This window comes from Streptomyces sp. NPDC033131 (assembly GCF_055578365.1).
On sequence record NZ_JBVIPA010000062.1, the window covers coordinates 1 to 23790 of the forward strand.

A 23790-nucleotide genomic window follows, 5' to 3' on the forward strand; every position below is an offset into this window, starting at 1 on the left:
TTGGCCCACTTGACGCCGTTGTCGGCCACATAGCGGACCGCGTCGATCATCTGCCGGTGGCAGAAGCCCTCCGGCCGCCCGCCCCGGCCCTCCAGGAGGGATTCTTGAATAAGTCCAGATATAATAAGCCCACCTATCCATACAGAGGTGTGCCGTGGACAAACCCGCCGAGATGTTCGACCGCGACTTCGAGTGGGCCGAGCTGACCCGATTCGCCGCCCTACCCGGCCCGCGTGCCACCCTCGCTGTGGTCTCCGGCCGCCGCCGCCAGGGCAAGACCTTCCTCCTGGACGCCGTCACGCGGGCAAGCGGCGGCTTCATGTTCACCGCCACCGAGACCACCGAAACCGACGCCCTGCGCCAGTTCGGCGAAGCCCTCGCCCGCCACCGCGACCAGCCCACCCCGTTCCGCTTCACTCATTGGGACGAGGCCGTCACGGAACTCATGCGCATCGCCGACAGGGGCGGCCCCACCATCGCGGTCATCGACGAGTTCCCCTTCCTCGCCAAGGCCTCCCCCGCCCTCCCCTCGATCATCCAGCGCGCCCTCGACCCCGCCGCCCAGCACGCCAACACCCCCGTACGGCTCCTGCTGTGCGGCTCCGCCCTGTCCTTCATGGGCGGACTCCTCGCCGGCAACGCCCCGCTGCGCGGCCGCGCCGGCCTGGAACTCGTCGTCCCCACCCTGGACTTCCGCCTCGCCGCCGAATTCTGGGAGATCACCGACCCGCGCACCGCACTGCTCACCCACGCCATCGTCGGCGGCACCCCCGCCTACCGCCGCGAGTTCACCCAGGGCGATACGCCCGCCGGGCCCCACGACTTCGACGCCTGGGTCACCCGCGCCGTCCTCAATCCCGCCCGTCCGCTCTTCCGCGAGGCCCGCTACCTGCTCGCAGAGGAACCCGAACTCCACGACACCGCGCTCTACCACTCCGTCCTGGCCGCCATCGCCGCCGGAAACGCCGCACGCGGCGGCATCGCCGACTACCTCGGCCGCAAGTCCACCGACCTCGCCCACCCGCTCAGCGTCCTCCAGGACGTCGGCATGATCACCCACGAGGCCGACGCCTTCCGCCGCAACCGCTCCGCCTACCGCATCGCTGAACCTCTCATCGCCTTCTACCACGCGGTCATGCGCCCCGCCTGGGGCGATCTGGAACGCCCCGGACGCGCCCCCGCCGTCTGGCGCCGAGCCCAGTCCACCTTCCGCAGCAAGGTTGTCGGACCGCACTTCGAACAGGTCTGCCGCGAATGGGCCCGCTGGCACGCGTCCCCCGCAACCCACGGCGGGCAGGTCACAAGGGGCGCCAGCGGGACCGTCAACGATCCTGCCGCCAAGACCAGCCACCAAGTCGATGTCGCTGTCCATGGCGAGACCGACAGCGGCCGCGAAACACTACTCGCCATCGGGGAAGCCAAATGGAACGACGTCATGGGGAAGGGCCACCTAGAACGCCTCCAGCACATCCGTGCTCTCCTCACCGCGCGCGGGACCGCCACCGACGTCACCCGGCTGCAGTGCTACAGCGGCACCGGCTTCACCGACGAACTGCGCCACCTCGCCGAGAACGACGCCGCCATCCAGCTGATCGATCCAGTTCGCCTCTACCACGGCGACTGACCCGGTCGCAGCCACCGACCCTGTACCGGGAACATAACCTCCACCCTTACCGGCGTCCCGGAGAGCCTCAGCTCACGCTCATTCCCAGTCTGCTGACCTGTGGGTGACCGGCAGGCGTTGGGTGAAGGTCTTGCCGCCGTGCCGCCGCAGGAGAGGGCCCAGGTGGCGCCGCCGTCGGTGCTGCGGTGCAGCGCGCCGGTGGGGTCAATGCCGTACAGCGCGTCCGGTTTCGTCCACGAGAGGCAGGCCATCACCGGCTCGGCGCCGCCGCTGAAGCTCTTGCCGCCGTTTGTGCTCTTGGCTATGCCGTTTTGGGCGGCGGCCAGCACGATGTCCGGTTCGTTGGGGCTGACGGCGATGTCGAGGGCGGCGAGTTCGGCGCGCTTGTCCCGGGTCTTGCCGTCCTTGCTGACGCGTAGGAGGCCAAGCCGGTGTTGTCGCAGCCGTAGATGGTGCTGTGCGTAGTCCAGGGCATGGAAGTCGACTTCGCCGCCGCGGGGCAGAACGGGGACGGAGGCGCACGACGCGAACGGCGTGATCCACATCGAGTCTCCGGTCAAGGCCACCTTCTCCCTCGGTCAGTTCATGACCGACGTGAACTTGTGCCTCCCGGCTCCCTGGTCCGGATGGTTCACTTGGCGACTCACGGTGGCGGTCGCATCTCGTTCAGGTCAGTGACTGAAGCGTTACGCCCAGACCGTGGTGAGTGCCGCGACGAGGTTGGTGTCGGCCGGTGCCGCAGGCCACCATTCGCCCTCGTCGTCCCGGGGTGGGGTACCAGTGGCACCGTTGCCGCCCGGTGTCACCCGGAGGGTCGCTAGTGTTGCCCCATGGGCGGGTTGGGCACGGCCGAGCTTGAGGCCATGATCGAAGAGGCGACTGTCGACGCCTACAACGACGATGAGCAGCTGACCGGTCTGTTCACCATGCTTGAGGAGCACCTCGGCCTGCCCTTCACCACCGCGGTTCTCGGCGTCGAGGTAACCGTGGACGGCCTCGACCTCACGCCGGAGGGAAAGATCGTCGCCCTGTGCTCTCGCGGCGGCATGCGGCAATCGATCGGAATCCTGGAACTGCCGTTGCCCAGCCCGGCGCCCGATGGCGCGGAGTGGATCGAGGCGTACCGTCACTGGGCCGGCTGAGGTAGGGCACCCCACACCTCACGCGGAACCGGCTTGTCTGGGAGGGCTGAACGTGGCTGACGCCGTACAGGGCACGCATCAGGGCGGCGGCGAACCGTCGCTGACCGACCTCATCGAGCGCAGTGCCGAGTTGAAAGGGCAGCTGGTCGCCTTCGGGCAGAGCACCCGCTTTGACCGGTGGTTGACGCCCCTCCTTCTTGAGGCCGCAGGGCCTGAGCGGAAGCTGGACGAGGGCGAGGCGATCCGGATCATCGACCACTTCATCCTGCGGTACCGCCTGCCGGACGGTTCGACCGTGGTGGACCGGTTCGTCGCTGGACGGAAGGGCTTGACCGCAGTCGACCGGGAGGTGCTGCTCGGCTGGCGGGACGCGGTGGAGGGCATCTTCGAGGTCCAGCGTAAGGAAGGGGATGCCGTCGTCCTGCTGAATTTGGTCGACGACCTGGAGTACCGCACTTACTCGAATGTCGGTCGGGCGGCGTTCCGTGGAGTGTCCAAGGGGGGCTTCCTCCACACCTGCCTGGTACCGGTCCACTCGACCGGCGGGGCGTGGCTGGTATCCGGGGCGATGACGAGCTACCCGAAGTCCAGCGCCACCGAGATCGCCCAGGCCGCTCTCCACCTGGCCACCAGTCGGCCCGAACTGGTTTTCCGCAATCCCGAAAAGCTTGAGCAGGGATGGCAGCGGATGCGGGAGGACCGGGCCGCGTTCGTCGAGTTCTGCGGCGGCGACGAACTGATCCTTCCGCCTGCCGAAGGCGAGGACCTCCTCAACGCCTACTACCGCCACCGCCAAGAGGCCGCCGTCGCCGGACAGCCCGACCGTGCCCGGGGCAGACGGCTACCCGGCCTGGACCTGCCCTTCTTCGAGCTACTGGGAGAACTGGCGGACTCGGACAGCATCGGTGTCATCTACGACGAGGTCGACGGGCTCAACTTCTACGCGGACTACGGAATGCTGCGGGAGCTCTTCGCGGACCCGGCTCTCGCGGGCCGCAGGCAGTACCAGGACCTGTTGCGCGCGTACCTGCGCGAGGAGTCGATCGCGCCACTGCCGATCCGCCGACTGGCCGCCGCCCACCCGAAGACAGCCGACGCGGTGTTCCGGAAACTGCTGCGGAAGCCCGGATTCACCTGGTCCGAGCACGGCGAGGCGCTGATGCGCCGAAGCAAGCCCTGGTACTACGCGAACGAACCCCGCCCCGGTGTCTCCGTAATCGGCGACCGCCTCGGCGCGCTCCTCACCGGCCGCCGGTAGCCGGCGTTCACACGACTGCTGGCTGTGGGGTTGTTCCGCGACGGTGACGCGCGTGGGGCCGCCGGCGCCAGGCGCGGGTGAGGCCGATGAAAGCGGTTGGTTTGGTGCCGGAGTTCTGGATCAGGTGGTGGAGCCACTCGGGTCTGGGGGTGCTCGCGGCGATGTGTACGGCCTCCCTGGGGCGGTGCAGAGTCGCTGTTGCGGTCGCCCTGCCCCGTGGTACCGGTCGACGGGGTGGTCCCGGAAGACGTGCCGTGCCCCGGGGACATGGTGGGCGCCCCGGAGGCGTCGAAGTACCGGGCGGTCTGTGTCACCGGGTCCAGCTCCACCTTCACGTAGCCGGGGCCCTCGACGGGCGGGTACGGGGCGATGCGGCGCAGGCCCCAGGGAGCGACGGTGAAGTGGCCCTGCGGCAGCGGGCTGCCGGTGGGAAAGCGATCCATGTGGTTGAACACGGTCTTCCTTTCGCTGTGGAAAGTGCCTGTTCTTGCCTTGCTTGCCCGCTCGACACCTCGGACGCCAAGCTGTCCAGCGGGAGTTGTGGAGCGCCGGTCGTCTTCGAACGAAGTCAGAGCGGCGCGAGAACTTGCCGACGTAGCCCTTCGAGCACACGTATGAGAAGGGCTACCTCCGGCTCCCTCGGCTCGGCGGCGACCCGGCCCTCCTCGTACCAGCGACGGAGGCCCCGTTGCCACGCGATCTCCGCCCGCACGGCCTCGGTTCGGATCGCGCCGAGTATCAGGTCGGACTCCAAGTGCAGCCGCACGAGGTCCACAGGCGTCATGCGCAAGGACTCGGCGAACATTGCGGCGTGGGAGTCGCTCATCGAGCCGAGGGGATCGAGGGTGAGTTCCACGCATGCCTCGGGACTGGGCTCGTTGACCAGCTCCGCCGCCTGCATGAGCCGTAAGGAAACGCGCGGCCTCAACACGAGGCCGGCGCCTTCAACTCGGCCCATACGACCTTGCCCCAGCGCTTCGGGTCGTAGCCCCACCGCCAACTGAGGGCGTCGACCAAGAGCAGCCCGCGCCCCTCCTCGGATTCCTCATCGGGGCTACCCGCCTCCGGCGTAGCCAGACAGGTGTCGGCGACCTCGATGCGCACCACTCCCTCTGCCGGACGCACGACCAGGACACGGACATTGCGGCAACGGGCGTGGTCGATGGCGTTGTTGACGAGCTCGGCCACTATCTGTACCCCGACCTCGGCCAACTCGCCTATGCCCCAGGTGTTCAGGGCGGCGGACACGAGCAGTCGGGCACGGCGAGCGGATTCCGGCTCGCACGGCAACGTCTCGGTGTAGCCGGGGCTGCCGGTCGCAGTAGGTCTGGCTGCGGTCACGGTCATAGGAACATCCCTCCGGGGTGGACGCCCGCCCCCGCGACGGGGTGGCGCCGGGGCGGGCTCTCCTCCATGCCGTCGAGGGAAGGGGAACCAGGACCTCGACGGCTGATACCGAGTCAACGACCTGCGGCCCGAGAGGAACAGGAAAGGTCGTGCTCCCACCGGTCGTCCCGAACCGGAAGACTTTACGTTCCCGTGATCTGGGGTCTGGTCCGGTCGGTGACCGCCGGTCTACGGTCGGTGGCATGGGAGCGAACGCCGCCCTCAAGGGCCGGATGGACGAACTCGGGCTCACGCAGGACGAATTGGCTGGCCGGATGAACGCTGCGCTGGCAGAGATCACCGGCAGGCCCGGCGACGTCTCGGCCCGTACGGTCCGTAACCTGCTGAACGGATCCTCCCACCGCCCCATCGGACGTACGTGCGCGGCACTGGAGCGGGTGTTCGGCTGCCCCGTCGAGGACCTAGGGTTCAGCGCACCACGCACGATGCACCACCCGCAGGAGGATCCCGTGCGGCGTCGCACCTTCATCGCCTCGGCCACCGGGACCGCAGCCGCCGCCGTTCCCCTGACGGCCCAGCGCCGCGCGGTCGGCATGTCGGACGTGGCTCGGGCCGCCGCCGGTGAACGCCCTTGTCGAGGCCGACGACCGCCAGGGCGGTCACGCGGAGCTGGAGAAGGCTGCGATGAAGGGTCGTGACGGCGTACTGGAACTGCAGCAGCGCAATGCCGGGGAACGCGTCCGCCGGGCCCTGTACGCACTGGCCGCCGAGTACTCCACCATCGCGGCCTGGTCCTGCATCGACGCCCGCAATCTCGACCAGGCGCAGCGGCACCTGAACGAGTCCGCGACGTATGCCGGTCTCTCCCAGGACGGCCCCACCGAAATGCGGGTATGGGTCAACCTCTCGATGCTCGCCCACCAGCGGCAGAACTGGCCCGAAGCGCTTGCGGCGGCGCAGGCCGCACAAGCCTCGTCGGCCGCTCGTCGTGACCCGTTCTTCGACTCGCTGGGGCGAGTCCGTGCCGCACTCGCCTACGCGGCTCTCGGCGACGGCCGTATCGCTGTGCGGTCTCTTGGATCTGCCCAGGACGCCTTCACCAGGACATTGGAGCGCGAGCGTCCGCGCTGGACGGCCTTCTACGGCCAGGCCGAACTCGATCACCTCGCCGCCGTCGTCCACTACAACAGCGGACACCACGCCCACGCCGAGGCCATGGCACACCGCGCCCTGGCCAAGATCCCGACCGCGTTCCGGCGCAACCGAGCACTCGCGACCGCCCAGCTCGCCCTCGCGCAACTGGACCAGGGCGAACCCGAGGAGGCCGCGACCACCGCTGCCGATGTCTTCACGATCATGAACGGTGACCCCCTGCCCGGCCGTATGCGCACCCTCATCGGCGACTTCCACCGGGGCCTGTTCGTCCTGGCCCCCTCCGCCTCCTACGCACGAGACTGGGCAGACCGCATGCGACCCGAATGGAGTCGAGCGTGACCGATCTGCGTCACTTCCAGCACGGAAACCTCCCTGAGGACTTCCGGCAGATGCTCATCGACGTACACGCCGACGCCTACGCCGACCAGATGGACGACCCCTTCCACCAGCGCTTCGCCTGGTTCGTCGACCACTGGTCGGGGATGGACGGCTTCTCGTGCGTCGTCGCATACGACGCGGACGAGCCGGTCGGCTTCGCCTACGGCGCCCCGCTCGCCCCAGGCCGAGAGTGGTGGCGCTCCACCGGCTTCGAGCCGAAGGACGACTACGCCGCCACCTACGCCGTCTCGGAGGTCATGGTGCGCCCGAGCTGGCGCAAGCAGGGCATCTCGAAACAACTGCATGAAGCGCTACTGAAGGAGCGCACGGAAGACCTTGCAGTACTCCTGGTCGACGTGACCCACCCCAAAGTGCAGGAAATCTACGAGTCGTGGGGGTACGCCAAGGCCGGCGAGCAACAGCCTTTCGCCGACTCTCCGGTGTACGCGGTGATGGTCACCGACCTTCGCGGCTGAGTCAGGTTCTCGCCAAGCCCCCGTTGCTGTTCGTCAGCTGGTGAGCCCGGGGAAATGGACGTCGCCGTTGAGCAAGGTGATGCGTTCCCTCTTCTGGTCCGGGCTCTGAACGCGGAGCCATCGCGAGTTGTCGAGCGCCTTCCCAAGATCTCGAAGTCCAGGTGGATCCCGCTTCCCTCGCCCTCTCGTGCCTGGGCCATGTGCCGACCCGTCACGATCGCCGTCGGTCCGGGCGAGTGCGGGGCTTCTCTGGATCGGGCTGCCGCGAGGGGGAACTGTTCGGCTCCGTCATGCGAGCCACCTTCTGGGCCTGCGCACGTAGTGCCGTACTCGGGCGGTCGCTTTTGAGTGTTTCACGTACCGTGCGATGCCTCGGATATGCGCGCGCCACCGCGTTTCTGTACCGTCCACATCCTGGGATTGGGCGGCTTCGGACCGTCCACCACACGACGCGAGGACTACGCTGCTGTACAGACGTCCCAGACCCCGGCGGCATGCTGTTGCTGAACACAGATAGCTGCGGGGTGCGGACTGTTCGTCTGTCACCCGGCGCATCCCTGGAGGGAACTGGGTGGGTCCTCTGTCCTGCTGCGCAGACTGTCGGACCGGCCGTTGCTCCGCCTCCGCCAAACGTACGCCCCTGCCGGGAGCACGCCCAGGATGCCGGGACTCCGGCACCACCGCGCCCGCTGCCTGATGGTCTTTTGAACCGAGGCGTCATGCCCCTTCCCCAGCTCACCGTGTACCGCCAGGACCGAGAGAATCGGGCGCTGATCACCCTGTCCGGTGAGATCGACCTGGAATCCGTGCCCTTGGTGCGCGCGTCCCTGGAGCGGTGCCTGCGGGACGGTATCCGCGCCATCGACGTCGACCTCATCTCCGTCACCTTCTGCGACTGCACCGGACTCAACGCATTCCTCCGCGCCGCGCAGCAGGCCACCGTGGTCGGCGGGACCCTGCGACTGCACCATCCGCCACCGACGCTGGCTCGGATTCTCGACCTCGCCGGCTGCGGGTTCCTGCTCCTCGGCCTACCGTTCGGACACGTGCCACCTCCTCTCGTGGACACCCCGGCCACGCCCGTTCCAGCCCCGCCGCACGGGACTGTCCCGCTTGCGCCTGTTCTCTTGGGCGATGTGCGATGACGGCCGAACCCGGGCGGGGACAGTCACGGAAGCCGGCGGAGGGTGATCCCTCCGCCATGGTTCCGGTGCGGTTGCGTCGGCTGAACCGTTGGCTGGTGGAGGGCCTGCGTGAAGAACTGGCGGATTTGTATGTGGAGTCCCGCGTAACGGCACCGGGTGACGCATACCGCCCTGCCGGCCGCCAGAACTTCTTGGCCCGTCTCACCACGGACATGCGCCGGCCGGGATTCGCCATGGTGATCGGCGAGATGGACAGACTGATGGGATGCGCCTTCGGATTCCCGGTACGCGGCGACGGCTCCTGGTGGTTCGACTTCGAGGGAGCATTGCCGTGCCGCATCGATCAACTCACGGTGTCCGGCGGTGTCTTCGCGTTCTGCGACATCATGATCCGGCCGCACCCGCAGGACCGGGCTCTGGCCCGTCGTCTGCTGGAGCGGCTGCTGACCGACCACCAGGCATCACTCGGCGCCACGCTGGTGGACCGGGCCGATCGCCCTACTCTCGCTGCGCTTCGCTCCTGGGGGTGGACGGACGTCGGAGAGCTTCTCAGGCCGGCCGGTCCCACCACGTTCCGCGCGCTGGTATTTCCCGTCGGGGAACGAACCGGGGCGAGGGTGGACGGCCTTGTCGTGGCGCGTGGAGGCGGTGGCCCGGGTGGGGCCTGACAGTCGGTCGGCCCGCATTCGGATGCTGGTGGCCGAGCAGGCGGTCAGGCGTGGTGCCCGGGTCGGTGTGGTGGACGTGTGCACCGCGGCCGTGGCCGCGCTGCCGGTCGGCGGGGCCGGGCTGTCGGCGATGTCCCGGTCCGCGCCGAGCCATCCGTTGTGCAGCACCGACGACATCAGCGAGCAACTGGAAGAGCTCCAGCTCACCCTGGGCGAGGGGCCCTGCGTGGACGCCTTCCTGCACGGCTCGGCCGTCCTGACACCCGATCTGCTCACCCGTGACCTGCAGGACCGCTGGACGGTGTTCGCCGACGCGGCCCTGGAAGCCGGAGCCCGCGCGGTCTTCGCGCTCCCCTTGCAGATGGGGGCGATCAGCCCTGGAGTTCTGGACCTGTACGCCAACGTGCCGACCGCGCTGGACGCGGAGGAACTGGCCGACGCACTGGCGTTCGCAGATCTGGCGACGTTGATCCTGCTCGATGCAAGGATCGACGAGACAGGCGCGCCGACCGGCGGACCGATTCCGGAACAGAGCTTCGAGGACCTGGGCGCGTACCGGGCGGAGATCGACCAGGCCAACGGCATCCTGACCGTCCAGCTCGGCGTCGGCATCGAAGAAGCCTTCGTCCGGCTTCGTGCCTACGCCTATGCGCGGGGACGCCGGCTCGCCGACGTGGCCGCGGACGTGGTGGCCCGTCGGCTTCGTTTCTCACCGGACGCGGAGCCGGACCAGACCGATGAGGAAACCTGACGCATGGGTGCCGGCCGACGAACATGCCGTACTTCCCGCCCCTTCAGGCAGGGATTAGTCTCAATCGAGGGTGCCCACGATGGATCAACAGCTTCTGGCCAAGACCTTCGTCGAGCTGGCCGACAATCTGGTCGCCGACTTCGACCTCATGGACTTCCTGCGCCTGCTGACCGACCGCTGCGTGGGCATGCTCGACGCGAGCGCCGCCGGGGTGCTGCTCGCCGACCGTGACGGCAAACTCCGCGTCATGGCCGCCTCCGACGAGCAGGTGCGGCTGTTGGAGCTCTTCCAGCTTCAGAACGACGAAGGCCCCTGCCTCGAGTGCTTCCGCACCGGCGCACCGGTGATCATCCACGACCTGACCCGGGAGGTCGACCGCTGGCCGCGTTTCGTCACGGCGGCCCACCGCAGCGGCTTCGGGGCAGTCCAGGCCCTGCCCATGCGCCTGCGGGACGAGACCGTGGGCGCCCTGAACCTCTTCCGTGCCGCCCCCGGCCCCTTCGACCCGCCCGCCACACTCATCGCCCAGGCGCTGGCCGATGTCGCCACCATCAGCCTGCTGCAACAACGCACCGTCCACCGCGGCACGGTGCTCAACGAGCAGCTGCAGGCGGCGTTGAACAGCCGGGTACTGATCGAACAGGCGAAGGGGAAACTCGCCGAACGCCAGGGCGTCGACATGGAGCAGGCGTTCACCGCGCTGCGTGGTTACGCCCGCGCCCACAACCGGCGCCTGGCCGACGTGGCCCGCGCATTCATCGACGACTCCGAACCCCTCGCCGGTCTGGGGGCCTGACCGGCGTCACGGCAGGGCCACCAGCCTGCACGGCCGCAGGGGCCCGGCCTGAACACTTTGGTGATGGCGTCGGCGATGGGCAGTTGGGCGTCCCCGGCACGACTGTTGTGGTGCGCAACCACTGCTGGGTGGGGTACGGCCTGATTGGGCGGCGTCAGTAGGCGCAGCGAAGGCCATTGAGCTCAGCCACCAGGGACGTCGTCACACCGCCCTCATGGGATCGTGGGCCTCGGCCGTCACCTGGTCGCGCAGGCGCGGGTGATCAGACGGGAGACGTGCATCCGCGAGAGACCGAGTTGCAGGGCGATGCGTTCCTGCGTCATCTCCCAGAGGAACCTCATGTGGAGGATCCGCCGTTCGCGTTCGGGCAGTGCCCGCAGCAGCGGGCGGAGCGCCTCACGGTTGACGATCAGGTCGAAGCCGGGCTCCGTGCCACCAAGGGTGTCGGTCAGCGGGTGACTGTGCTCGGAGCGGCCGGGTACGGCGTCCAGGGACAGGGCTGTGAAGCTCTCCAGCGCCCCCTCGCCCAGCCGTACCTCCGCCTCGGTGAGGCCGGTGTGCGGAGATCTCGCGGACGGAGGGTTCGCGGCCATAGAGCGAAACGCACGCACGGCCGGCCGTGCGGACCCGGCCGCGCAGCACCTGTACACGTCGCGGCACATGCACGCCCCAGAGGTGGTCCCGGAGTTGTCGTTTCACCTCGCCGAGGATCGTCGGTATGGCGAAGCTCGGGAAGGCGGTGCCGAGGTTCGGGTCGAAGCGGGTCACCGCCTTGACCAGGCCGAGTTGGGCGACCTGCTTGAGGTCTTCGAAGGACTCGCCACGTTTTCGGAAGCGCCGGGCGAGCCGTACGGCCATCGGCGCCCAGGCCCACACCACCTCCCGCCTTCGCCCACCCCGGCGCGTCGCCGTGTTCCTCACCGCCCTCGACAAGCTGGCCGGCGCCGTCACCGTCCATCCGCCGGCGCCACAGTGGCCCCTCGCCCCCAACGAGCCCCGGCGCGGCACCGGTCGGGGACTATGCTGCTGAACAGACGTCCCAGACCCAGGCGCCGCACCGCCCATCGGCCACGATGGCACTCCCGCACGTTTCCGGTCTCCTGAACCGAGGCGCCCCATGCAGACTCCGCGGCAACCCCACGAAACCGAAGGCTCGAAGCCGTCCGCCATGGACACGGTGCGACTGCGCCGGTTGAACCGCTGGCAGGCCGAGGGGATGCGAGAGGACCTGGCGGATCTCTACGTGGAGTCCTCCGCCACCCCGCCCGGCCAGGAATTCCGGGATCGGCAGGAGTTCCTGCGCCGTCTGGCACACGACGTCCAACAGCCCGGATTCGACATGCTGGTCGCCGAGGCGCAGTCCCTGACCGGCTGTGTCTTCGGATTCCCCGTGCCGCGCGACGGCTCCTGGTGGCGGGAGTTCGAGGGACCTCTGCCGCAGAACCTCGAGCAACTGACCGCCTCCGGCCATGTCTTCGCCATCACTGAAACCGTTGTCCATCCGCATGAGCACGCTCACGGGCTCGCTCGCCGCCTGCAGGAGCGTCTGCTCGCCGACCATCAGGCTTCGCTCGGCGTCACCTTGGTGGATCAGTCCGACCGTCCGGCCCGTGCCGCCTTTGAGACCTGGGGCTGGCAGGAGGCGGGGCAGATCCTCCGCGCACCGACCGTCCTGTGCGTAGTGCTTCTGCCTCTGGGAGAGCGCACGACGGAGCATCCGGACGGCCTCGCCCACAACGCCCGGACCCAACGGCCCGAGTAGACGCCCTCGCCAGGCCGGACGCGGCGCCTACGCAGGCGCGGAGGGGCGCCGGAACGGGAGCGACGGAGGATCGCGGCAGTGCCTCGTTGTGACATCCGTCGATGTTTGAGATTCTCCGGCCGGGCTACTCAGGAGGGGCGTCCGCCGGCCGTCCTGGACGAAGACACCGGAGAGTTGAGCTCACAGCTCCCGGTGTCGTCCTCTGGAGCACGCACACCGTCAGTCATCTCCGGTCCGCCAGATGGAGGCTCCGCAGTGCTCGGCGCAGCTCCCGCTGCATCGGCTCCGGAAGCGTCCGGTCCTTCGTAGTGGCGACCAGAGCAGCAGCCACATCCCGGAGCTTGATGTTGCAGTGCTGCGACACGTCCACCAGCACGTCCCAGGCCCTCTCGCTGGAACACGGCGCCAGGGCCATCACCATGCCGCGCGCCTGGTCGATCACCGCACGGCTCGCCAGCGCGTGCTCCAACTGTTCGTTCCTGGCACGTAGTTCGACGACCTCGGACAGCAAAGCCGCGCCCCCCGCCGAAGGCACGGTTCTCAACAGTCGCTGTTCTTCACCGGGTTTGGTCAGCCGGTGCATGGTGCGTACCTCACAGGGCAGTCATCCTGTCCGTAGGCGGTCAGCGGCGCGCCAGTTGCCGTTCGCCGGCCGCACCGGGCTTGTAGGCCAGTCCGTAGTGCTTGAAGATCGCTTCCTCCTGCTCGGCGGGCAGCACGTCGTCGGTGCCGATCGAAGGGGCCTGCTTCACCAGCGCTTTGACATAGCCGACCCTGAGATAGCCCGGCCCGGCGATCGCGTCCTCAAGGGGCACGAAGACCAGCCGGTGCCGGGTGGGCAGTCCGGTCCGTACCGTGGCCATGGCCGGCTCATCGGTGGTCGTGTCCACATAGACCGCCTCCAGGACACCGATCTTGTGCGACTCGCTGTCGACGACATCGCGGTCGCGCCATTCCCGGACGTCGGCTGCGTGAATCATGGCCTCTCCCTACCTGGACGATCCGCCTGGTTGTCGTGAGCCGCGCCCCTGGTTTTCCGCGTGAAATCGCCGCAGCGTACGACGTAGCGCCCGCTGCATGTGTTCCGGGAGCGGCTTGCCCTCCCAGGCGGCGACCAGGGCCGCGGCCACCTCCGGAAGTCTGGCGTCGCACTGCCGTGAGACATCCACCAGCAGCTTCCTGGCCGCCCCGCGGCGGCAGGGGGTCAGGACCATCACCATGCCGCGGGCCTGGTCGATGACCGCGCGTCCGGCCAACGCCCGCCGCAGCTGATCGTTCTCGGCGCGCAGTGCGACGACGTCCTGTCCCGCCGGCGTGTTCCCCCACGTCGCCTCGGCCCGCAGATCCCACCACTCCTGTCGGATCACGGTTTTGCGTTGCATGGCATGCACCTCTTGACGATCTCGACGTGTCCGGCCCGGCTGAAGCCGTCCGGGAACCCCTGGCTGCCCAACCGCTTCACGGGTCACCTGCGATGTTCGTGGTCCCGACGGTCCTCGCGCCGCCAACGCGCCCGGTGCTGACGGCTGTAGCGGCGGTCCCAGCGTTCCTGGCGACTCCGGCGCTCCTGGTAGTCCCGGTAGTCCCCGAGATCGGAACTGCCGCCACGGCTCCGGCCTCCGCCACGATCGCGGCGGTAGCGGGTGGCGCCGTAGACCAGCACCGCCGCGGCCACCCACCAGAGGGGATTGAGGAAGCCGAAGCCGAACAGGACCACGACGAGGACGAGGAGCAGGACGAACACGGTGGGCCTCCCCGGGAGCAGAACACAGCATCGATACCGGGGACTGGGGCCTCACCCCACAGCGTAGCCCTGCCCCAAGGTTGCGGATACCGTGCGACGTCAGCGCGTCCTGCCGGGCACGGATGGCTACTTGACACCTGTCGGAGAACCGCTGCGAGGACCAGCGTGCGACATGTTGCCCCTGCCCCCGACAGCGTCGCACCGCCGGCGCGCTCCCCAGAGGGCGCACCCTCTGCATCGGTGCCGGAACCCGCCGCGTCACGAGCGAGGCCGTCCCACACTTGAGCCGGGCGGTGCCACGGATGATTCGGCCCGTACCCCGGTGGAAGCAGTGGGCAGGCCGGGACGGCGTCACCCCGCGGAGTCACCGGAACTGCCCTCTGCCGGGAACGTCGACGTGCGCCTCGTCGCCTCGTCCCCCGAGGCCGCCCGCCAGGTCGCGGAGGTTCTCCGTCGCAGCCTCGCCTCGACCGAGCAGCGCAGCTACCCCGTCGGCACGGGCCGACGGAACCCGCCTCCACCTCACGGTGGACACCGCCCGCGCAGCAAAGCCTGCCCGCACCAGGCTGGTCACCAGTCAGTCCTCAGGGGACGGCCGGACGCAGACGGACGAAATCTGAGCGGTGTCCCCGTGGGAACACTGAGCGAGCGGAAGAACTACCGTGAGGCGATCCTGAAAGCCCTGTACGAGGCCACGCAGGGTAATCGGCTCCTTGGCATCAGCGGGACGATGTTGCGCAGCGAACTCCAGATCCCCCAGCAGGATCTCCCCGCCGCCTGCGCTTATCTGGCAGGCGAGGGACTCGTCACGGTCGAAACACACCCGCGATGGTCACGCTGACACATCAGGGGATCCGGCTCATGCAAAGCGGGGAGGAGGAACGCGGCTGGCGCAGGGCGAAAGCCCTTCCCGGGCCGCGCGGAACCGAATGGACACGAGAACCGCGAGACACCGGATGCCTGAAATGTGCACCAGGCATAGCATGAAAGCGGGTCGGCACACTCTCACGTGCGACCGGCCCGGAAGGGCGACCCCGGTGTGTATACGCCGGGGTCGTTGGAGCACGACGGACGCGGCCGCCGGGGGCAGGGCATGATCCGTTCCGCCGATGTCCGGTAGTGGCGCGACCCACGACGTCGTGGACCCGAAGGGGGCGCAGGATCGGCACTTTGCACCAAGCCCCTTGTGGTGACCGGCGTTTGGGGGCGACGTGCCGGCCATGACGTGATCGGCTCGTCGGACCGGTCGGCGATGCGAGCCTGTGCCGGTGGACAGTGTCGTACCACGCTGATAGCCGTTACCTGCCGGGTGGATCCAAGAGGGGCGGGGTGTCAGGGCACCGGGCCCTCTGGTGAACACCACGTGGACGCAGCCACCCCGATGAGTTCCTCATGCCCCGGGACGAAGGGAAGCGGACAGCGATGACGGACGGCGGGCGGAAGCCGGACCTGATCGGGGTGGACCGGTCGGAGGGGTTTGGCGAACGACTGCTGGGTGTGCTGCTGGACCGGGCCCACGAGATGCCGCCGGAGTTGATCGCCCCACTCGTCGCGGAAGAGGTGGCCAGGGTCGGGGGCCGGGAGGTCTCCATGCTCCTGCAGGACTACGAACAGGTGCTGCTGGTGCCGCTGCCGGGCCGCAGGCTGAAGGTCGGCCGCCCGGAGCCGGTCGAGGACTCCCCCGCCGGCGAGGCGTTCCTGAGTCGCGGAACGGTGGAGGTTCCGCAGGACGGCAGTGTGCGGATGTACCTGCCGCTGCTGGACGGCAGCGACCAGATCGGGGTGATGGCCGTCACCCTGGACAGGGTCGATGACGACGACCGGCGGTTGCTCCGCAGACTCGCCGGTCTGGTCGCGGACATGATCGTCACGAAGGACGCCTACACCGACCTGTTCTTCCAGGCCCGCCGCAGTGCCCCGATGAGCGTGGCCGCGGAGATCCAGTGGTCGTTGCTGCCCCCGCTGTCGATGACCGTTCCGCAGGTCGAGGTCGCCGGAATCCTGGAGCCCGCCTACGACGTGGCCGGCGACAGCTTCGACTACGCCCTCAACGGCGACATCCTTCACGTGGCCATGATCGACGCGATGGGCCACGGGCTGGACGCGGCGACCATGGCGACGGTGGCCATCGGCGCCTATCGCCACACGCGACGGGCCAACACCGATCTGTCCCAGGTGTACGCGTTCATGGACCGGGCCGTCAACGAACAGTTCGGCACCGACCACTTCGTCACCGCGCAGATGATGGTCCTGGACATCACCACAGGCCGGCTGCAGTGGGTCAATGCAGGCCATCCGGCCCCGCTTCTGATCCGTGACCGCGCCGTGCTGGACCGGCTGGAGGGCCCGACCACGTTGCCGGTCGGCTTCGGCGGTGAGGAGCCGGTGGTCAGCGAGCGGATGCTGCAGCCCGGGGACCGGTTGTTGTGCTTCACCGACGGCCTGATCGAGGAGCACCAGGCCGGCGGGGAACAGTTCGGTGAGGAGCAGCTCATCGAGTGGACCAACCGGATCCTCCACGACCGCACCGAGGTACGGGCGGTGGCACGAGCGCTCTCCCACGCCCTGAAACAGGAACGCGGCGGCACCACGACCGACGACGCGACCATCCTCCTCATCGAGTGGCGAGGCGGCGACGCCGATCACCTCGCCACCCTCGACTGAGCCCGCAACGATGCACCGGCTCCCTCGCTGAAGCCTGCCGCTGACCTGGATTTTCGTACCCAAGGTCGCTGTCGGGCGGACAGACGCGCGGCCGATCCCCTGGGTACGGAAAGGGTGGCGACGGCGAATGCGACGGACCCCGGCCGTCAGGCCGCGGAATCGGTAGCCGTGGCCGGGCAGACGGTAGCCGTGGCCGGGCGGGGATTCCGTGGTCGTCGAACCGCTCGAAGGTCCGCCGCTCGAAGGTCCGCCAGTGACGTGAGGGTCGGGTGGGGTCCGGGACTGGTCGGGGGCATTCAGGAGCCGGTCAGCGGGCCGGGCGCCGGGTGGAGCGCCAGATGGAGCGGGCCGCCAGGTAGAGCAGATCGACGATGAGAAGCAGTACGCCGATGGACATCAGGTAGGGCATGCCGTCGACGGCCGCGCCGATGGCGACCAGAGCGATTCCGGCGATGAGCAGGATCAGGAAGAGGACCATGACGGGATGCCTCCTGGGAAGGAACCGTGCGAGATCTGCGTGGTCTCTCGGTACGGCAGGACACACTGTGCCGGTGCTCGATATCCCGTCGGCCGACGGGTGATACGTGACGGCCCCGGCGCACAAGGCCGCCACCAGGGTGGTGGCCTGCGCCGACGGCGTGCCCCACCGACCCCAGGGTTCTCAGGATGATGCGCCGACAACCAAGGCAGGTGTCTTCGCGCACGCCGTCGCGAAGCGAGTGCGCCAGGCAGTGTGCTGTTCGTTCAATCCTCCGCGTGCCACAACGCTCGGGTTCCAGGAATCCGGGGCGCCTCGCGGCCGATACCCCCATGAGGCTTAGGGGTCCTTTCACTATGAGCGTCCGATCAGGTCGCGTGGTCTGGTGCCGTGCATCGCAAGGCGCCGGAGCGGCCTCGATGGGGGTCCCCCCGCGCGAGGTTGTTCGAGCGTGGGGGAGGAGCCACGTGGGCGTTTCGGCAACGCGGCGAGGTGCGGTGCCAGGCCGCGCGACCCGGACGGGCATAGTGAAAGGACCCCTTAGCCCAGGGGGTCCTAGGTGGCGCGTTCGGCGCGGTGGCGGGCTTCCCGGAGTCGGACCTTCGAGGGGAGCCGGTCCAGGCCGGCCGAGTCCCGCGCGTGTGCGAGTGTTTCGCGGCTCAGCTGCCCAAGAGCCCGCGCTGGATCGGCGTGAGGCTCCAACAGCAGCCGCACGCGTGCGGTCGGAGCGGTACGTCGGCCCGTCAGCCGGACATGAGCCCGCGAGACCCCGGCCAGGGCCTGCGCCTCTTCCTCGATGACGTTCTCCAGTGTGCGGCCGTTAAGTCGGGCCGCCGCGCCGTCTTCACTGTCGACGAGGACCCGGTCCAGGCGGTGTCTGCGTTGTGCGAGGAGCCACCACAGCAGCAGGGCCAGCAGCACGGCGAGCACCGCGATGACGGTCGGCCACCACCATCCTTCCTCCCGCCACCGCGTGCGTCCCTCGGTGCCCAGCACCACATCGTCCGGCCCACGGAAGGGCCACCAGCCCGGCACGTCGAAGTCCCAGTGGCGCTGCAGGTCCAGTGCGCCCAGCAGCACGCCGCCGCCCAGGGCGAACAGTCCGAGGCCGAGCAGTGCGAGCAGCACCCGGTTCGCCGTCTTGAGCATCGGATCACCTCAGTCCTTCTTGGGGCGCCGGACGCGCACGGCCAGTGTGGGTTGCCGGGCCAGGCCCAAGGAGGTCACGGCTTCGCCCAGCTCGGCGTGCAGGTCCGCGCGGACCTCCTCGAGGTCGCGGAAATGTGCCCGAGCCTGGGCTTTGACCTTCCGGCGGCCGACAGCGACCCGTGCCGACTGGACACCGGGCACCTGCATGGCCCGGTCGCGCAGAACCAGAGCGGCCGCGCGGCGGTCAAGCCCGGCTCGGACGTCCTCTGTCCCAGGGATACCGGTGGGCCGCCGCATGGGCAGCAGCCGACGCAGTCCCGGCGTCACCGCCAGCAGGAGAAGCCACAGGCCGAGGGCCATCGCCACCGCGGCCCCGACGATCATCCACACGTCGTCCAGAGGCCGTGTGGCCAGTTCCTCGGCGAGCCGCCGCCGCCAGCGCATGGCATTCCGGCCTGCCCGCACCGCGACCACGTCGTACAGGAGAAGTCCGACGGCCGCGGCGGACAGCAGGGCTGCCAAGGCCGCGGGAATGCGCCGCGCCGACCAGAAACGGTGCGCCGACCGGCCTGATCCGTCGATCACCCTCGTGGCGTCCCCGGCCGCCCCCGGGGTGCCGTCGGCGGACGGAGCCGCCTGTCCCGGACCGGAGGAGAGGTCGCTGTCACCGGTCGGCTGCCGCGAGGTGTCCGCGCTCATCTCACCCTCTCCCGGTCCGTGTGCCGTGTATGCGCCGAGTGCAGGTGCTCGACCGATACCGCGAGGTCGGACACCTCCATGCCGGCCCATGTTCTGATCCGTTCGGTGACTTCCCGACGCACCGCGGCGCACTGCTCCCCGATGTCTGACGGATAACCGAGCTCGACGGCGACGCTCAGCCGCGCCTCGCCGAGCACCGCCTGCCATCCGGCGGCGGACTCGGCGTCTCGTCCCGCGCTGGTCCGTTCCGGCGCCCGCCGTACGGATGTGCTCACGTGTGGCGTCCGGCGGCCGGGAGGTACATGGCCGGCCGACTCGGTGAACCGGCTCAGCGCCTCGCGCGCCACCCGGGCAGCGATCTTCGCGACGACCCGGTCGCTGACGATGGTCGCCCCGCGCTCCCCGCGGGGGACGCCCGGGCGCTCATCGGCTTCCCCGCTCACCGCCGCCAGTCTCCCCGAGCCTGTCGCCGGTCATCTCGGATCCGATCCTGCCGGTCCCGGCGACGGACGAAGTCGCCCGGTTCGAGATCACCTTCAGTGAACCGCCCGATGACGAGACCGACGAGGCCCAGCACCAGAACCAGCAGGAAAGCCCAGAAGTCACCGAAATACGCGGCGAAACCCAGCGTCATTCCGGCCATCAAGCCCACCACGGCCCTGCTCATTTCGCGCTCCTTCACTCAAGTGGACTGTTCCACCCCGGCTACTGGATCCGCTGCCGCTCCTCCCTTTCGTCCTCTTCGTCGTCCGGCAGTTTCACGTCGCTGACCGTGATGTTGACTTCCACGACTTCCCGCCCCGCCATCCGCTCCACCGCGGAGATCACGTTCTCCCGCACCGCAGCGGCCACGTCCGTGATCGCGACGCCATATTCGACGACGAGCTCCAGATCGATGGCCGCCTGCAGCTCTCCGACCTCGACACTGACCCCGCGCGTGACGGATCTGCCGCTGCCGGCGCCGGGCATCCGCTCCCGCATGGATCCCATCGAGCGGGCGATTCCGCTGCCCAGGGCATAGATGCCGCGTACGTCCCGTGCCGCCATTCCGGCGATCTTCTCCACCACCACATCGGCGATGGTCGTCCGGCCGCGAGAACCGGGTGCAGCGCCGAGCCTGACGCCGGTGTTCTCAGTCATTGGGGTATTCCTCCCTCGCGAGGCCACAGAGCACCATTATTCGAATTATAGTCTTTTTAGTACCTTTTGCCGGTCTGTAGAGCGTGAGACGGGGTGTGGCCCGAGGCCCCTGTCCCGACCTCTCGCGGACACTCGGGCAGAGCGCCGCGGGAAGAGGACTGCGGCCGTGGAGAAGGAGGGTGAGAGGCCAGTGACCGAGGCGTGGACGCAGGCAGTACGACGCCAGCTCGACCTGGGCCGTCTCCTCCCGCTCGGCGGGCCCCACGACGGGACGTGGATCACCGAGCAAGCGGCCGTCCAGGCCCTCGGGCGCACTGCCGCCGAGGTCCCCGGTGTCCGGCTGGAGTCCCTGCGCATCGGGTCGGCGCCGCTCCAACCCGTGTCCGAGCCGGCCGTCCGTCCTCCGGCCAGCGCGCTACCGCCTGGCCCGCTCACCATCGAGGCCGCCTTCACAGCATCCCTCGTGCGGCCGCTGCCGGAGACCGCCGCCGAATTGAGGAGCGCGCTGCTGGGCGCGGCCGCTGAACAGCTCGGGCTGGCCACGGTGACGGCTGACATGCGCGTAACGGATCTCCGTGAGGTCCCGGAGGCAGGCATGACGTCTCGGACCGCGGCGACGGCCATGAGGCCCACGCCGGAAACTGCGGCCGCGCGGAGCTCGCCCCCGATGACCGGAACAGGGTCCCTGCGGGGACTCGTCGGGGAGCTGGCGGACATCGCGGCCGGTGTACCGGGCGTAGCCCGCCTCACGGACGTACTGGGCAGCCGCCCGGTCAGGGTGGAGGATCATGATGATCCACCCGGCCGACACATCGAGGTTCACCTCGCGGTCGGCCCCGGACACCATCCATTGCAAGTGGCCCGCGCCGTCAGGGAGGCCGTAGCCGAGGCAGCCACCGCTGACACCCCGGGCCCGGCCACCGTCGCCGTCCTCATCACGGAAACCGCGGGTCGGCGACGGACCTCGCCGGTCACCGTGACGAGTGCCCCCCAGTGATCAGCCGGCCCCCCTTCCCGACCTCCTGGACTACGTCGAGACCGGGCTGATCACCTCCTACCGGCAAGGCCTCACCAGCCTCCATCGGGCAGGAGCACCGCTCAGGCACCCCCTCGCCCCGGCTAGAGACGCGCTGCCGCAGCCGTCGTGGCCCGTGATGCGGCGACTGACACGGCACACATCGGTCCAGGAGCACGGCTATCCGGCATACGGCGACGACTGCGCCACCGTCGACGACGAGCTCTGGTCGGCGGTCGGGGACCCGGCCCGGCGCTACAAGGTTGCCGTCGACTCGTCGTCGGACGAGGGCCTGGCAGAACGGATTCAGCACACATGAGGCCGGGAACCTCCGTGAACACGTGAGAACCACGGAGGGGCATTTCCCCAGGCCAGGCACCGTAATGTCGGCGTTTCCGCAGTTCACAGCCCCGACCAAGGAAAACTCCTAAAGCGGGTGTCGCAGGTTCGAATCCTGCCGGGGGCACCAGACAAAAGGCCCCGGACCGATCATGGTCCGGGGCCTTTGACATCTGCGACGCGGGGCACGACTTTGGCCGCCGTGAGGAGGGTGGCGGTGCCATGCCGGGCGTCGTGCTGACTGATGATCCCTGCAGGACGCCGCAAGGAAGCTCGAAGGACGGGCACACGAGCCAGCCGTCACAGACTCCGTCGAGCTAGGACCACTGTTTGATGATCTCTGCTGGACATTCCGGGGCCGCCCACACCTGGATACGGATCCTCTCAATGGTCTCGGGGCTCTCGTCAGAGTCGACGTCGGCCTGAGCTGCCCGAGCCAAGTTGGTCCGGGACACGCGGACCCGGTTCCAGCCTGCCGGGACCTCGAACGTAGCCGCCTCGGGGGCGTAGTCCGTGCAGCCCAGAACCATCAGCCGACCCGACGACACATCGAGGCTCGCCTCAACGACGTGATCGAATTCCAGGCTGTCATCACTCGGCTCCTGAGGCAGGACGACAACCGTGACGGATACGTTGACACTGACCACCGTGCCGATGCCCAGCGCATCCGGTGCAACCGCGAGGTGATCGGCGACGGCCTGGTCAGTCCACGCTTCGCTCAGATCACCGTCCGAATCCGCATCGGACACGTGTATCTGGAAGTAGTCGGCGAAGAGGGTGAGCTCTGTCGTTGTCGTCATGGCGGCACAGTGCCATGACGACAACTGACAGCTACCTCAAAGCCTGTGGACCGTACGGCCGCCGCCCTCAATCGATGGGTGGTGGCATGCCGGCCCGCCCAATCCCACGCGACACCGAAAGCGTGAGGGGAGAGAAACGGGCACCCGTGCGCCGAGGACCATGCTGCTACCGGCGGTGGCGCCGCTTGTCCTGTCGCGGCGGCAGAGTCAGCGTGATCTGCCGGACGAGTTGCTGGAAGCAGGCGAGGGAGGCGAGGGCGGGCAGACATGCTCCGGCAATACCGGTGACGGTTCTGTCTGCCTGAGCCACGCACAGCATTATCGCGACGGAGGAGAACAGCAGAACGATGAACCACGAGTGCACAGCTCGGCGCTGGTGCAGGGCAGTCCGGAGGATGGAGAGAGAGGCCACCATCCAGGGGCCGTACACGAGAAGAGGCCACGACGGGACCATGGCGCCTCCCGTCCCGGAAGTGATGTTCTGCAGAGGCCTGTAGGCCACCATGCCGCCGAAGACGCTGACCATCGCCACGATGACGGCAACGAGCGCGACGATGACGAAGCTGCCGGTCTGCAACCACTTGAGCCGGGGTTTTCGGACGTCGAGCTTCCGGTGCCCGGAGGAGGAGCGTCGGGTAGGCGGCAGTTGAGCGGTGATCTGCGCCAGACTCTCCATCGGGTCGGTGAAGGCGACGCCGGATGCGGGCTCGCTGCGAGGTTGCGGGATCCTGGCCGTCTGCTCCGCCGGAACGGCCTCCTGCAGGAGATAGGCAAGTTCCTCGACCGGGTCCCAGCCTCCGGCGGGTGCGGTCAGGGGAACTCCTGAGTGCACGTCGTCGACAGGTCCCCCGTCCCAGCCGGTTCCCGGCCCGTACGAGTACGCGTCGGAGTAGTACTCACGCTGCGCAAAGGCAGGATCGACATAGTCATGATTCACGAAAATGCGACCCGTCACACTGTACGCGGCGGCCGGATTTCTCCGGACCGTTCCATCGTGAATTGATTTCCTGCTGGATTTCCTCCAGTAGGGCGAGGAACTCGCGAAGCAGTGGCTCGGTGACCTGACGTTCGGACTGCGCGTCGCCCCTGGCCGCCGCGCCCCGCGCCGTCAGCGCCGCGTACTCCACACCGGGCTGGAAAGTGTATTTCCCCACTGGCAGATCGCGAACCGCAGAAATATTATCCGTCCTCGTGTTGCGTCGAGGCAGGCCACGGGTGCTTGCTGTCGTCATAGCTTGATAACGCGGTTCCCTTCCTTCA

31 protein-coding genes and 3 pseudogenes are annotated in these 23790 nt (G+C 68.6%); 16 read left to right on the plus strand and 18 right to left on the minus strand.

The annotated features are described in order from the left end of the window. The first annotated feature begins 172 nt into the window (after nucleotides 1-172). Nucleotides 173-1624, plus strand: coding sequence for an AAA family ATPase (locus ACZ5XS_RS41820; RefSeq protein ID WP_468660578.1), 1452 nt, complete (start codon nucleotides 173-175; stop codon nucleotides 1622-1624). Here ACZ5XS_RS41820 and ACZ5XS_RS41825 read toward each other — a convergent pair. Then, nucleotides 1609-2184, minus strand: a complete 576-nt coding sequence (locus ACZ5XS_RS41825) for a WD40/YVTN/BNR-like repeat-containing protein (RefSeq protein ID WP_468660508.1) — start codon at nucleotides 2182-2184, stop codon at nucleotides 1609-1611. The genes ACZ5XS_RS41820 and ACZ5XS_RS41825 overlap by 16 nt on opposite strands. 270 nt (nucleotides 2185-2454) lie before the next feature. Between ACZ5XS_RS41825 and ACZ5XS_RS41830 the strand changes: the two genes are divergently transcribed. After that, a complete protein-coding gene (locus tag ACZ5XS_RS41830) occupies nucleotides 2455-2766 on the plus strand; it encodes a hypothetical protein (RefSeq protein WP_468660510.1) in 312 nt (103 codons plus the stop codon). A 52-nt stretch (nucleotides 2767-2818) separates the two neighbouring features. Next, nucleotides 2819-4024, plus strand: a complete 1206-nt coding sequence (locus tag ACZ5XS_RS41835) for a hypothetical protein (protein WP_468660512.1) — start codon at nucleotides 2819-2821, stop codon at nucleotides 4022-4024. Here ACZ5XS_RS41835 and tgmA read toward each other — a convergent pair. From tgmA to ACZ5XS_RS41850, 3 genes are all read right to left on the minus strand, one after another. Continuing rightward, complete coding sequence (gene tgmA / locus ACZ5XS_RS41840) at nucleotides 3949-4467, minus strand: putative ATP-grasp-modified RiPP (RefSeq protein ID WP_468660514.1); 519 nt, start codon at nucleotides 4465-4467, stop codon at nucleotides 3949-3951. The genes ACZ5XS_RS41835 and tgmA overlap by 76 nt on opposite strands. Before the next feature lie 125 nt (nucleotides 4468-4592). Next, nucleotides 4593-4925, minus strand: coding sequence for a hypothetical protein (locus ACZ5XS_RS41845; protein WP_468660515.1), 333 nt, complete (start codon nucleotides 4923-4925; stop codon nucleotides 4593-4595). Nucleotides 4926-4948: 23 nt separating this feature from the next. Continuing rightward, entirely contained in the window at nucleotides 4949-5371 is a 423-nt protein-coding gene (locus tag ACZ5XS_RS41850) for an ATP-binding protein (RefSeq protein ID WP_468660516.1), read from the minus strand. A gap of 242 nt (nucleotides 5372-5613) precedes the next feature. Between ACZ5XS_RS41850 and ACZ5XS_RS41855 the strand changes: the two genes are divergently transcribed. The 7 genes from ACZ5XS_RS41855 to ACZ5XS_RS41885 all read left to right on the plus strand — a co-directional run bounded on the left by ACZ5XS_RS41855 (nucleotide 5614) and on the right by ACZ5XS_RS41885 (nucleotide 10740). Continuing rightward, nucleotides 5614-6069: a helix-turn-helix domain-containing protein gene (locus ACZ5XS_RS41855; protein WP_468660518.1), complete on the plus strand. Its 456-nt coding sequence runs from the start codon at nucleotides 5614-5616 to the stop codon at nucleotides 6067-6069. After that, nucleotides 6056-6865 carry an XRE family transcriptional regulator gene (locus ACZ5XS_RS41860; protein ID WP_468660519.1) on the plus strand — a complete coding sequence of 270 codons (810 nt, stop codon included), beginning with the start codon at nucleotides 6056-6058 and terminating at the stop codon, nucleotides 6863-6865. Before ACZ5XS_RS41855 ends, ACZ5XS_RS41860 begins: the two co-directional genes overlap by 14 nt. Continuing rightward, nucleotides 6850-7380, plus strand: a complete 531-nt coding sequence (locus tag ACZ5XS_RS41865) for a GNAT family N-acetyltransferase (protein WP_468660520.1) — start codon at nucleotides 6850-6852, stop codon at nucleotides 7378-7380. The genes ACZ5XS_RS41860 and ACZ5XS_RS41865 overlap by 16 nt, the downstream gene beginning before the upstream one ends. A gap of 719 nt (nucleotides 7381-8099) precedes the next feature. Continuing rightward, nucleotides 8100-8525 carry an STAS domain-containing protein gene (locus tag ACZ5XS_RS41870; RefSeq protein ID WP_468660522.1) on the plus strand — a complete coding sequence of 142 codons (426 nt, stop codon included), beginning with the start codon at nucleotides 8100-8102 and terminating at the stop codon, nucleotides 8523-8525. 56 nt (nucleotides 8526-8581) lie between these two features. Beyond that, entirely contained in the window at nucleotides 8582-9193 is a 612-nt protein-coding gene (locus ACZ5XS_RS41875; RefSeq protein WP_468660524.1) for a hypothetical protein, read from the plus strand. Next, nucleotides 9183-9944, plus strand: coding sequence for an ANTAR domain-containing protein (locus tag ACZ5XS_RS41880; RefSeq protein WP_468660526.1), 762 nt, complete (start codon nucleotides 9183-9185; stop codon nucleotides 9942-9944). The genes ACZ5XS_RS41875 and ACZ5XS_RS41880 overlap by 11 nt, the downstream gene beginning before the upstream one ends. Nucleotides 9945-10023: 79 nt before the next feature. Then, nucleotides 10024-10740: a GAF and ANTAR domain-containing protein gene (locus ACZ5XS_RS41885; protein WP_468660528.1), complete on the plus strand. Its 717-nt coding sequence runs from the start codon at nucleotides 10024-10026 to the stop codon at nucleotides 10738-10740. A 236-nt stretch (nucleotides 10741-10976) separates the two neighbouring features. Here ACZ5XS_RS41885 and ACZ5XS_RS41890 read toward each other — a convergent pair. Next, nucleotides 10977-11748: pseudogene (locus ACZ5XS_RS41890) on the minus strand (sigma-70 family RNA polymerase sigma factor). Between the two features lie 160 nt (nucleotides 11749-11908). On the opposite strand from ACZ5XS_RS41890, the gene ACZ5XS_RS41895 reads away from it, so the two are divergent. Further along, the gene (locus ACZ5XS_RS41895; RefSeq protein ID WP_468660530.1) at nucleotides 11909-12502 is read left to right on the plus strand and encodes a GNAT family protein; all 594 of its coding nucleotides are present in this window, start codon (nucleotides 11909-11911) and stop codon (nucleotides 12500-12502) included. A 223-nt stretch (nucleotides 12503-12725) separates the two neighbouring features. Here ACZ5XS_RS41895 and ACZ5XS_RS41900 read toward each other — a convergent pair whose 3' ends face one another. From ACZ5XS_RS41900 to ACZ5XS_RS41915, 4 genes are all read right to left on the minus strand, one after another. Continuing rightward, nucleotides 12726-13085: an ANTAR domain-containing protein gene (locus ACZ5XS_RS41900; protein ID WP_468660532.1), complete on the minus strand. Its 360-nt coding sequence runs from the start codon at nucleotides 13083-13085 to the stop codon at nucleotides 12726-12728. A gap of 40 nt (nucleotides 13086-13125) precedes the next feature. Next, nucleotides 13126-13482 carry a PRC-barrel domain-containing protein gene (locus tag ACZ5XS_RS41905; protein WP_468660534.1) on the minus strand — a complete coding sequence of 119 codons (357 nt, stop codon included), beginning with the start codon at nucleotides 13480-13482 and terminating at the stop codon, nucleotides 13126-13128. Between the two features lie 9 nt (nucleotides 13483-13491). Beyond that, nucleotides 13492-13884, minus strand: a complete 393-nt coding sequence (locus ACZ5XS_RS41910; RefSeq protein ID WP_468660536.1) for an ANTAR domain-containing protein — start codon at nucleotides 13882-13884, stop codon at nucleotides 13492-13494. A gap of 83 nt (nucleotides 13885-13967) precedes the next feature. Continuing rightward, the gene (locus ACZ5XS_RS41915; RefSeq protein WP_468660538.1) at nucleotides 13968-14246 is read right to left on the minus strand and encodes a hypothetical protein; all 279 of its coding nucleotides are present in this window, start codon (nucleotides 14244-14246) and stop codon (nucleotides 13968-13970) included. A gap of 331 nt (nucleotides 14247-14577) precedes the next feature. Here ACZ5XS_RS41915 and ACZ5XS_RS41920 point away from each other — a divergent pair. From ACZ5XS_RS41920 to ACZ5XS_RS41930, 3 genes and pseudogenes are all read left to right on the plus strand, one after another. Further along, nucleotides 14578-14866 (plus strand): annotated as a pseudogene (locus tag ACZ5XS_RS41920) (hypothetical protein). Nucleotides 14867-14877: 11 nt separating this feature from the next. Continuing rightward, nucleotides 14878-15134, plus strand: a pseudogene (locus ACZ5XS_RS41925) (hypothetical protein); the annotation flags it as partial. Between the two features lie 534 nt (nucleotides 15135-15668). Then, nucleotides 15669-16910, plus strand: coding sequence for a PP2C family protein-serine/threonine phosphatase (locus ACZ5XS_RS41930; protein ID WP_468660580.1), 1242 nt, complete (start codon nucleotides 15669-15671; stop codon nucleotides 16908-16910). Between the two features lie 307 nt (nucleotides 16911-17217). On the opposite strand, the gene ACZ5XS_RS41935 is transcribed toward ACZ5XS_RS41930, so the two are convergent. The 6 genes from ACZ5XS_RS41935 to ACZ5XS_RS41960 form a co-directional block, all read right to left on the minus strand. Beyond that, nucleotides 17218-17388, minus strand: coding sequence for a hypothetical protein (locus ACZ5XS_RS41935; RefSeq protein ID WP_167526585.1), 171 nt, complete (start codon nucleotides 17386-17388; stop codon nucleotides 17218-17220). A 555-nt stretch (nucleotides 17389-17943) separates the two neighbouring features. After that, complete coding sequence (gene amaP, locus ACZ5XS_RS41940) at nucleotides 17944-18537, minus strand: alkaline shock response membrane anchor protein AmaP (RefSeq protein ID WP_468660540.1); 594 nt, start codon at nucleotides 18535-18537, stop codon at nucleotides 17944-17946. 9 nt (nucleotides 18538-18546) lie between these two features. Further along, nucleotides 18547-19236, minus strand: coding sequence for a DUF6286 domain-containing protein (locus ACZ5XS_RS41945; protein ID WP_468660542.1), 690 nt, complete (start codon nucleotides 19234-19236; stop codon nucleotides 18547-18549). Continuing rightward, nucleotides 19233-19679, minus strand: a complete 447-nt coding sequence (locus ACZ5XS_RS41950) for an Asp23/Gls24 family envelope stress response protein (protein WP_468660544.1) — start codon at nucleotides 19677-19679, stop codon at nucleotides 19233-19235. Before ACZ5XS_RS41950 ends, ACZ5XS_RS41945 begins: the two co-directional genes overlap by 4 nt. Continuing rightward, nucleotides 19676-19903 (minus strand): hypothetical protein, encoded by a 228-nt coding sequence (locus ACZ5XS_RS41955; RefSeq protein WP_468660546.1) that lies wholly within the window; start codon nucleotides 19901-19903, stop codon nucleotides 19676-19678. Before ACZ5XS_RS41955 ends, ACZ5XS_RS41950 begins: the two co-directional genes overlap by 4 nt. 38 nt (nucleotides 19904-19941) lie before the next feature. Next, nucleotides 19942-20376, minus strand: a complete 435-nt coding sequence (locus ACZ5XS_RS41960; RefSeq protein WP_468660548.1) for an Asp23/Gls24 family envelope stress response protein — start codon at nucleotides 20374-20376, stop codon at nucleotides 19942-19944. A 190-nt stretch (nucleotides 20377-20566) separates the two neighbouring features. Here ACZ5XS_RS41960 and ACZ5XS_RS41965 point away from each other — a divergent pair, with 190 nt between their 5' ends. Continuing rightward, on the plus strand, nucleotides 20567-21373 hold the full coding sequence (locus tag ACZ5XS_RS41965; RefSeq protein WP_468660550.1) for a hypothetical protein: 807 nt from the start codon (nucleotides 20567-20569) through the stop codon (nucleotides 21371-21373). After that, nucleotides 21360-21710, plus strand: coding sequence for a hypothetical protein (locus ACZ5XS_RS41970; RefSeq protein WP_468660552.1), 351 nt, complete (start codon nucleotides 21360-21362; stop codon nucleotides 21708-21710). The genes ACZ5XS_RS41965 and ACZ5XS_RS41970 overlap by 14 nt, the downstream gene beginning before the upstream one ends. 337 nt (nucleotides 21711-22047) lie before the next feature. Here the strand turns inward: ACZ5XS_RS41970 and ACZ5XS_RS41975 are convergent, their stop codons facing one another. The 3 genes from ACZ5XS_RS41975 to ACZ5XS_RS41985 form a co-directional block, all read right to left on the minus strand. Continuing rightward, nucleotides 22048-22530, minus strand: coding sequence for a hypothetical protein (locus ACZ5XS_RS41975; RefSeq protein WP_468660554.1), 483 nt, complete (start codon nucleotides 22528-22530; stop codon nucleotides 22048-22050). Between the two features lie 166 nt (nucleotides 22531-22696). Then, nucleotides 22697-23467, minus strand: a complete 771-nt coding sequence (locus tag ACZ5XS_RS41980; protein WP_468660556.1) for a DUF2637 domain-containing protein — start codon at nucleotides 23465-23467, stop codon at nucleotides 22697-22699. Beyond that, nucleotides 23457-23762, minus strand: a complete 306-nt coding sequence (locus ACZ5XS_RS41985) for a hypothetical protein (RefSeq protein ID WP_468660558.1) — start codon at nucleotides 23760-23762, stop codon at nucleotides 23457-23459. Before ACZ5XS_RS41985 ends, ACZ5XS_RS41980 begins: the two co-directional genes overlap by 11 nt. Nucleotides 23763-23790: the final 28 nt, after the last annotated feature.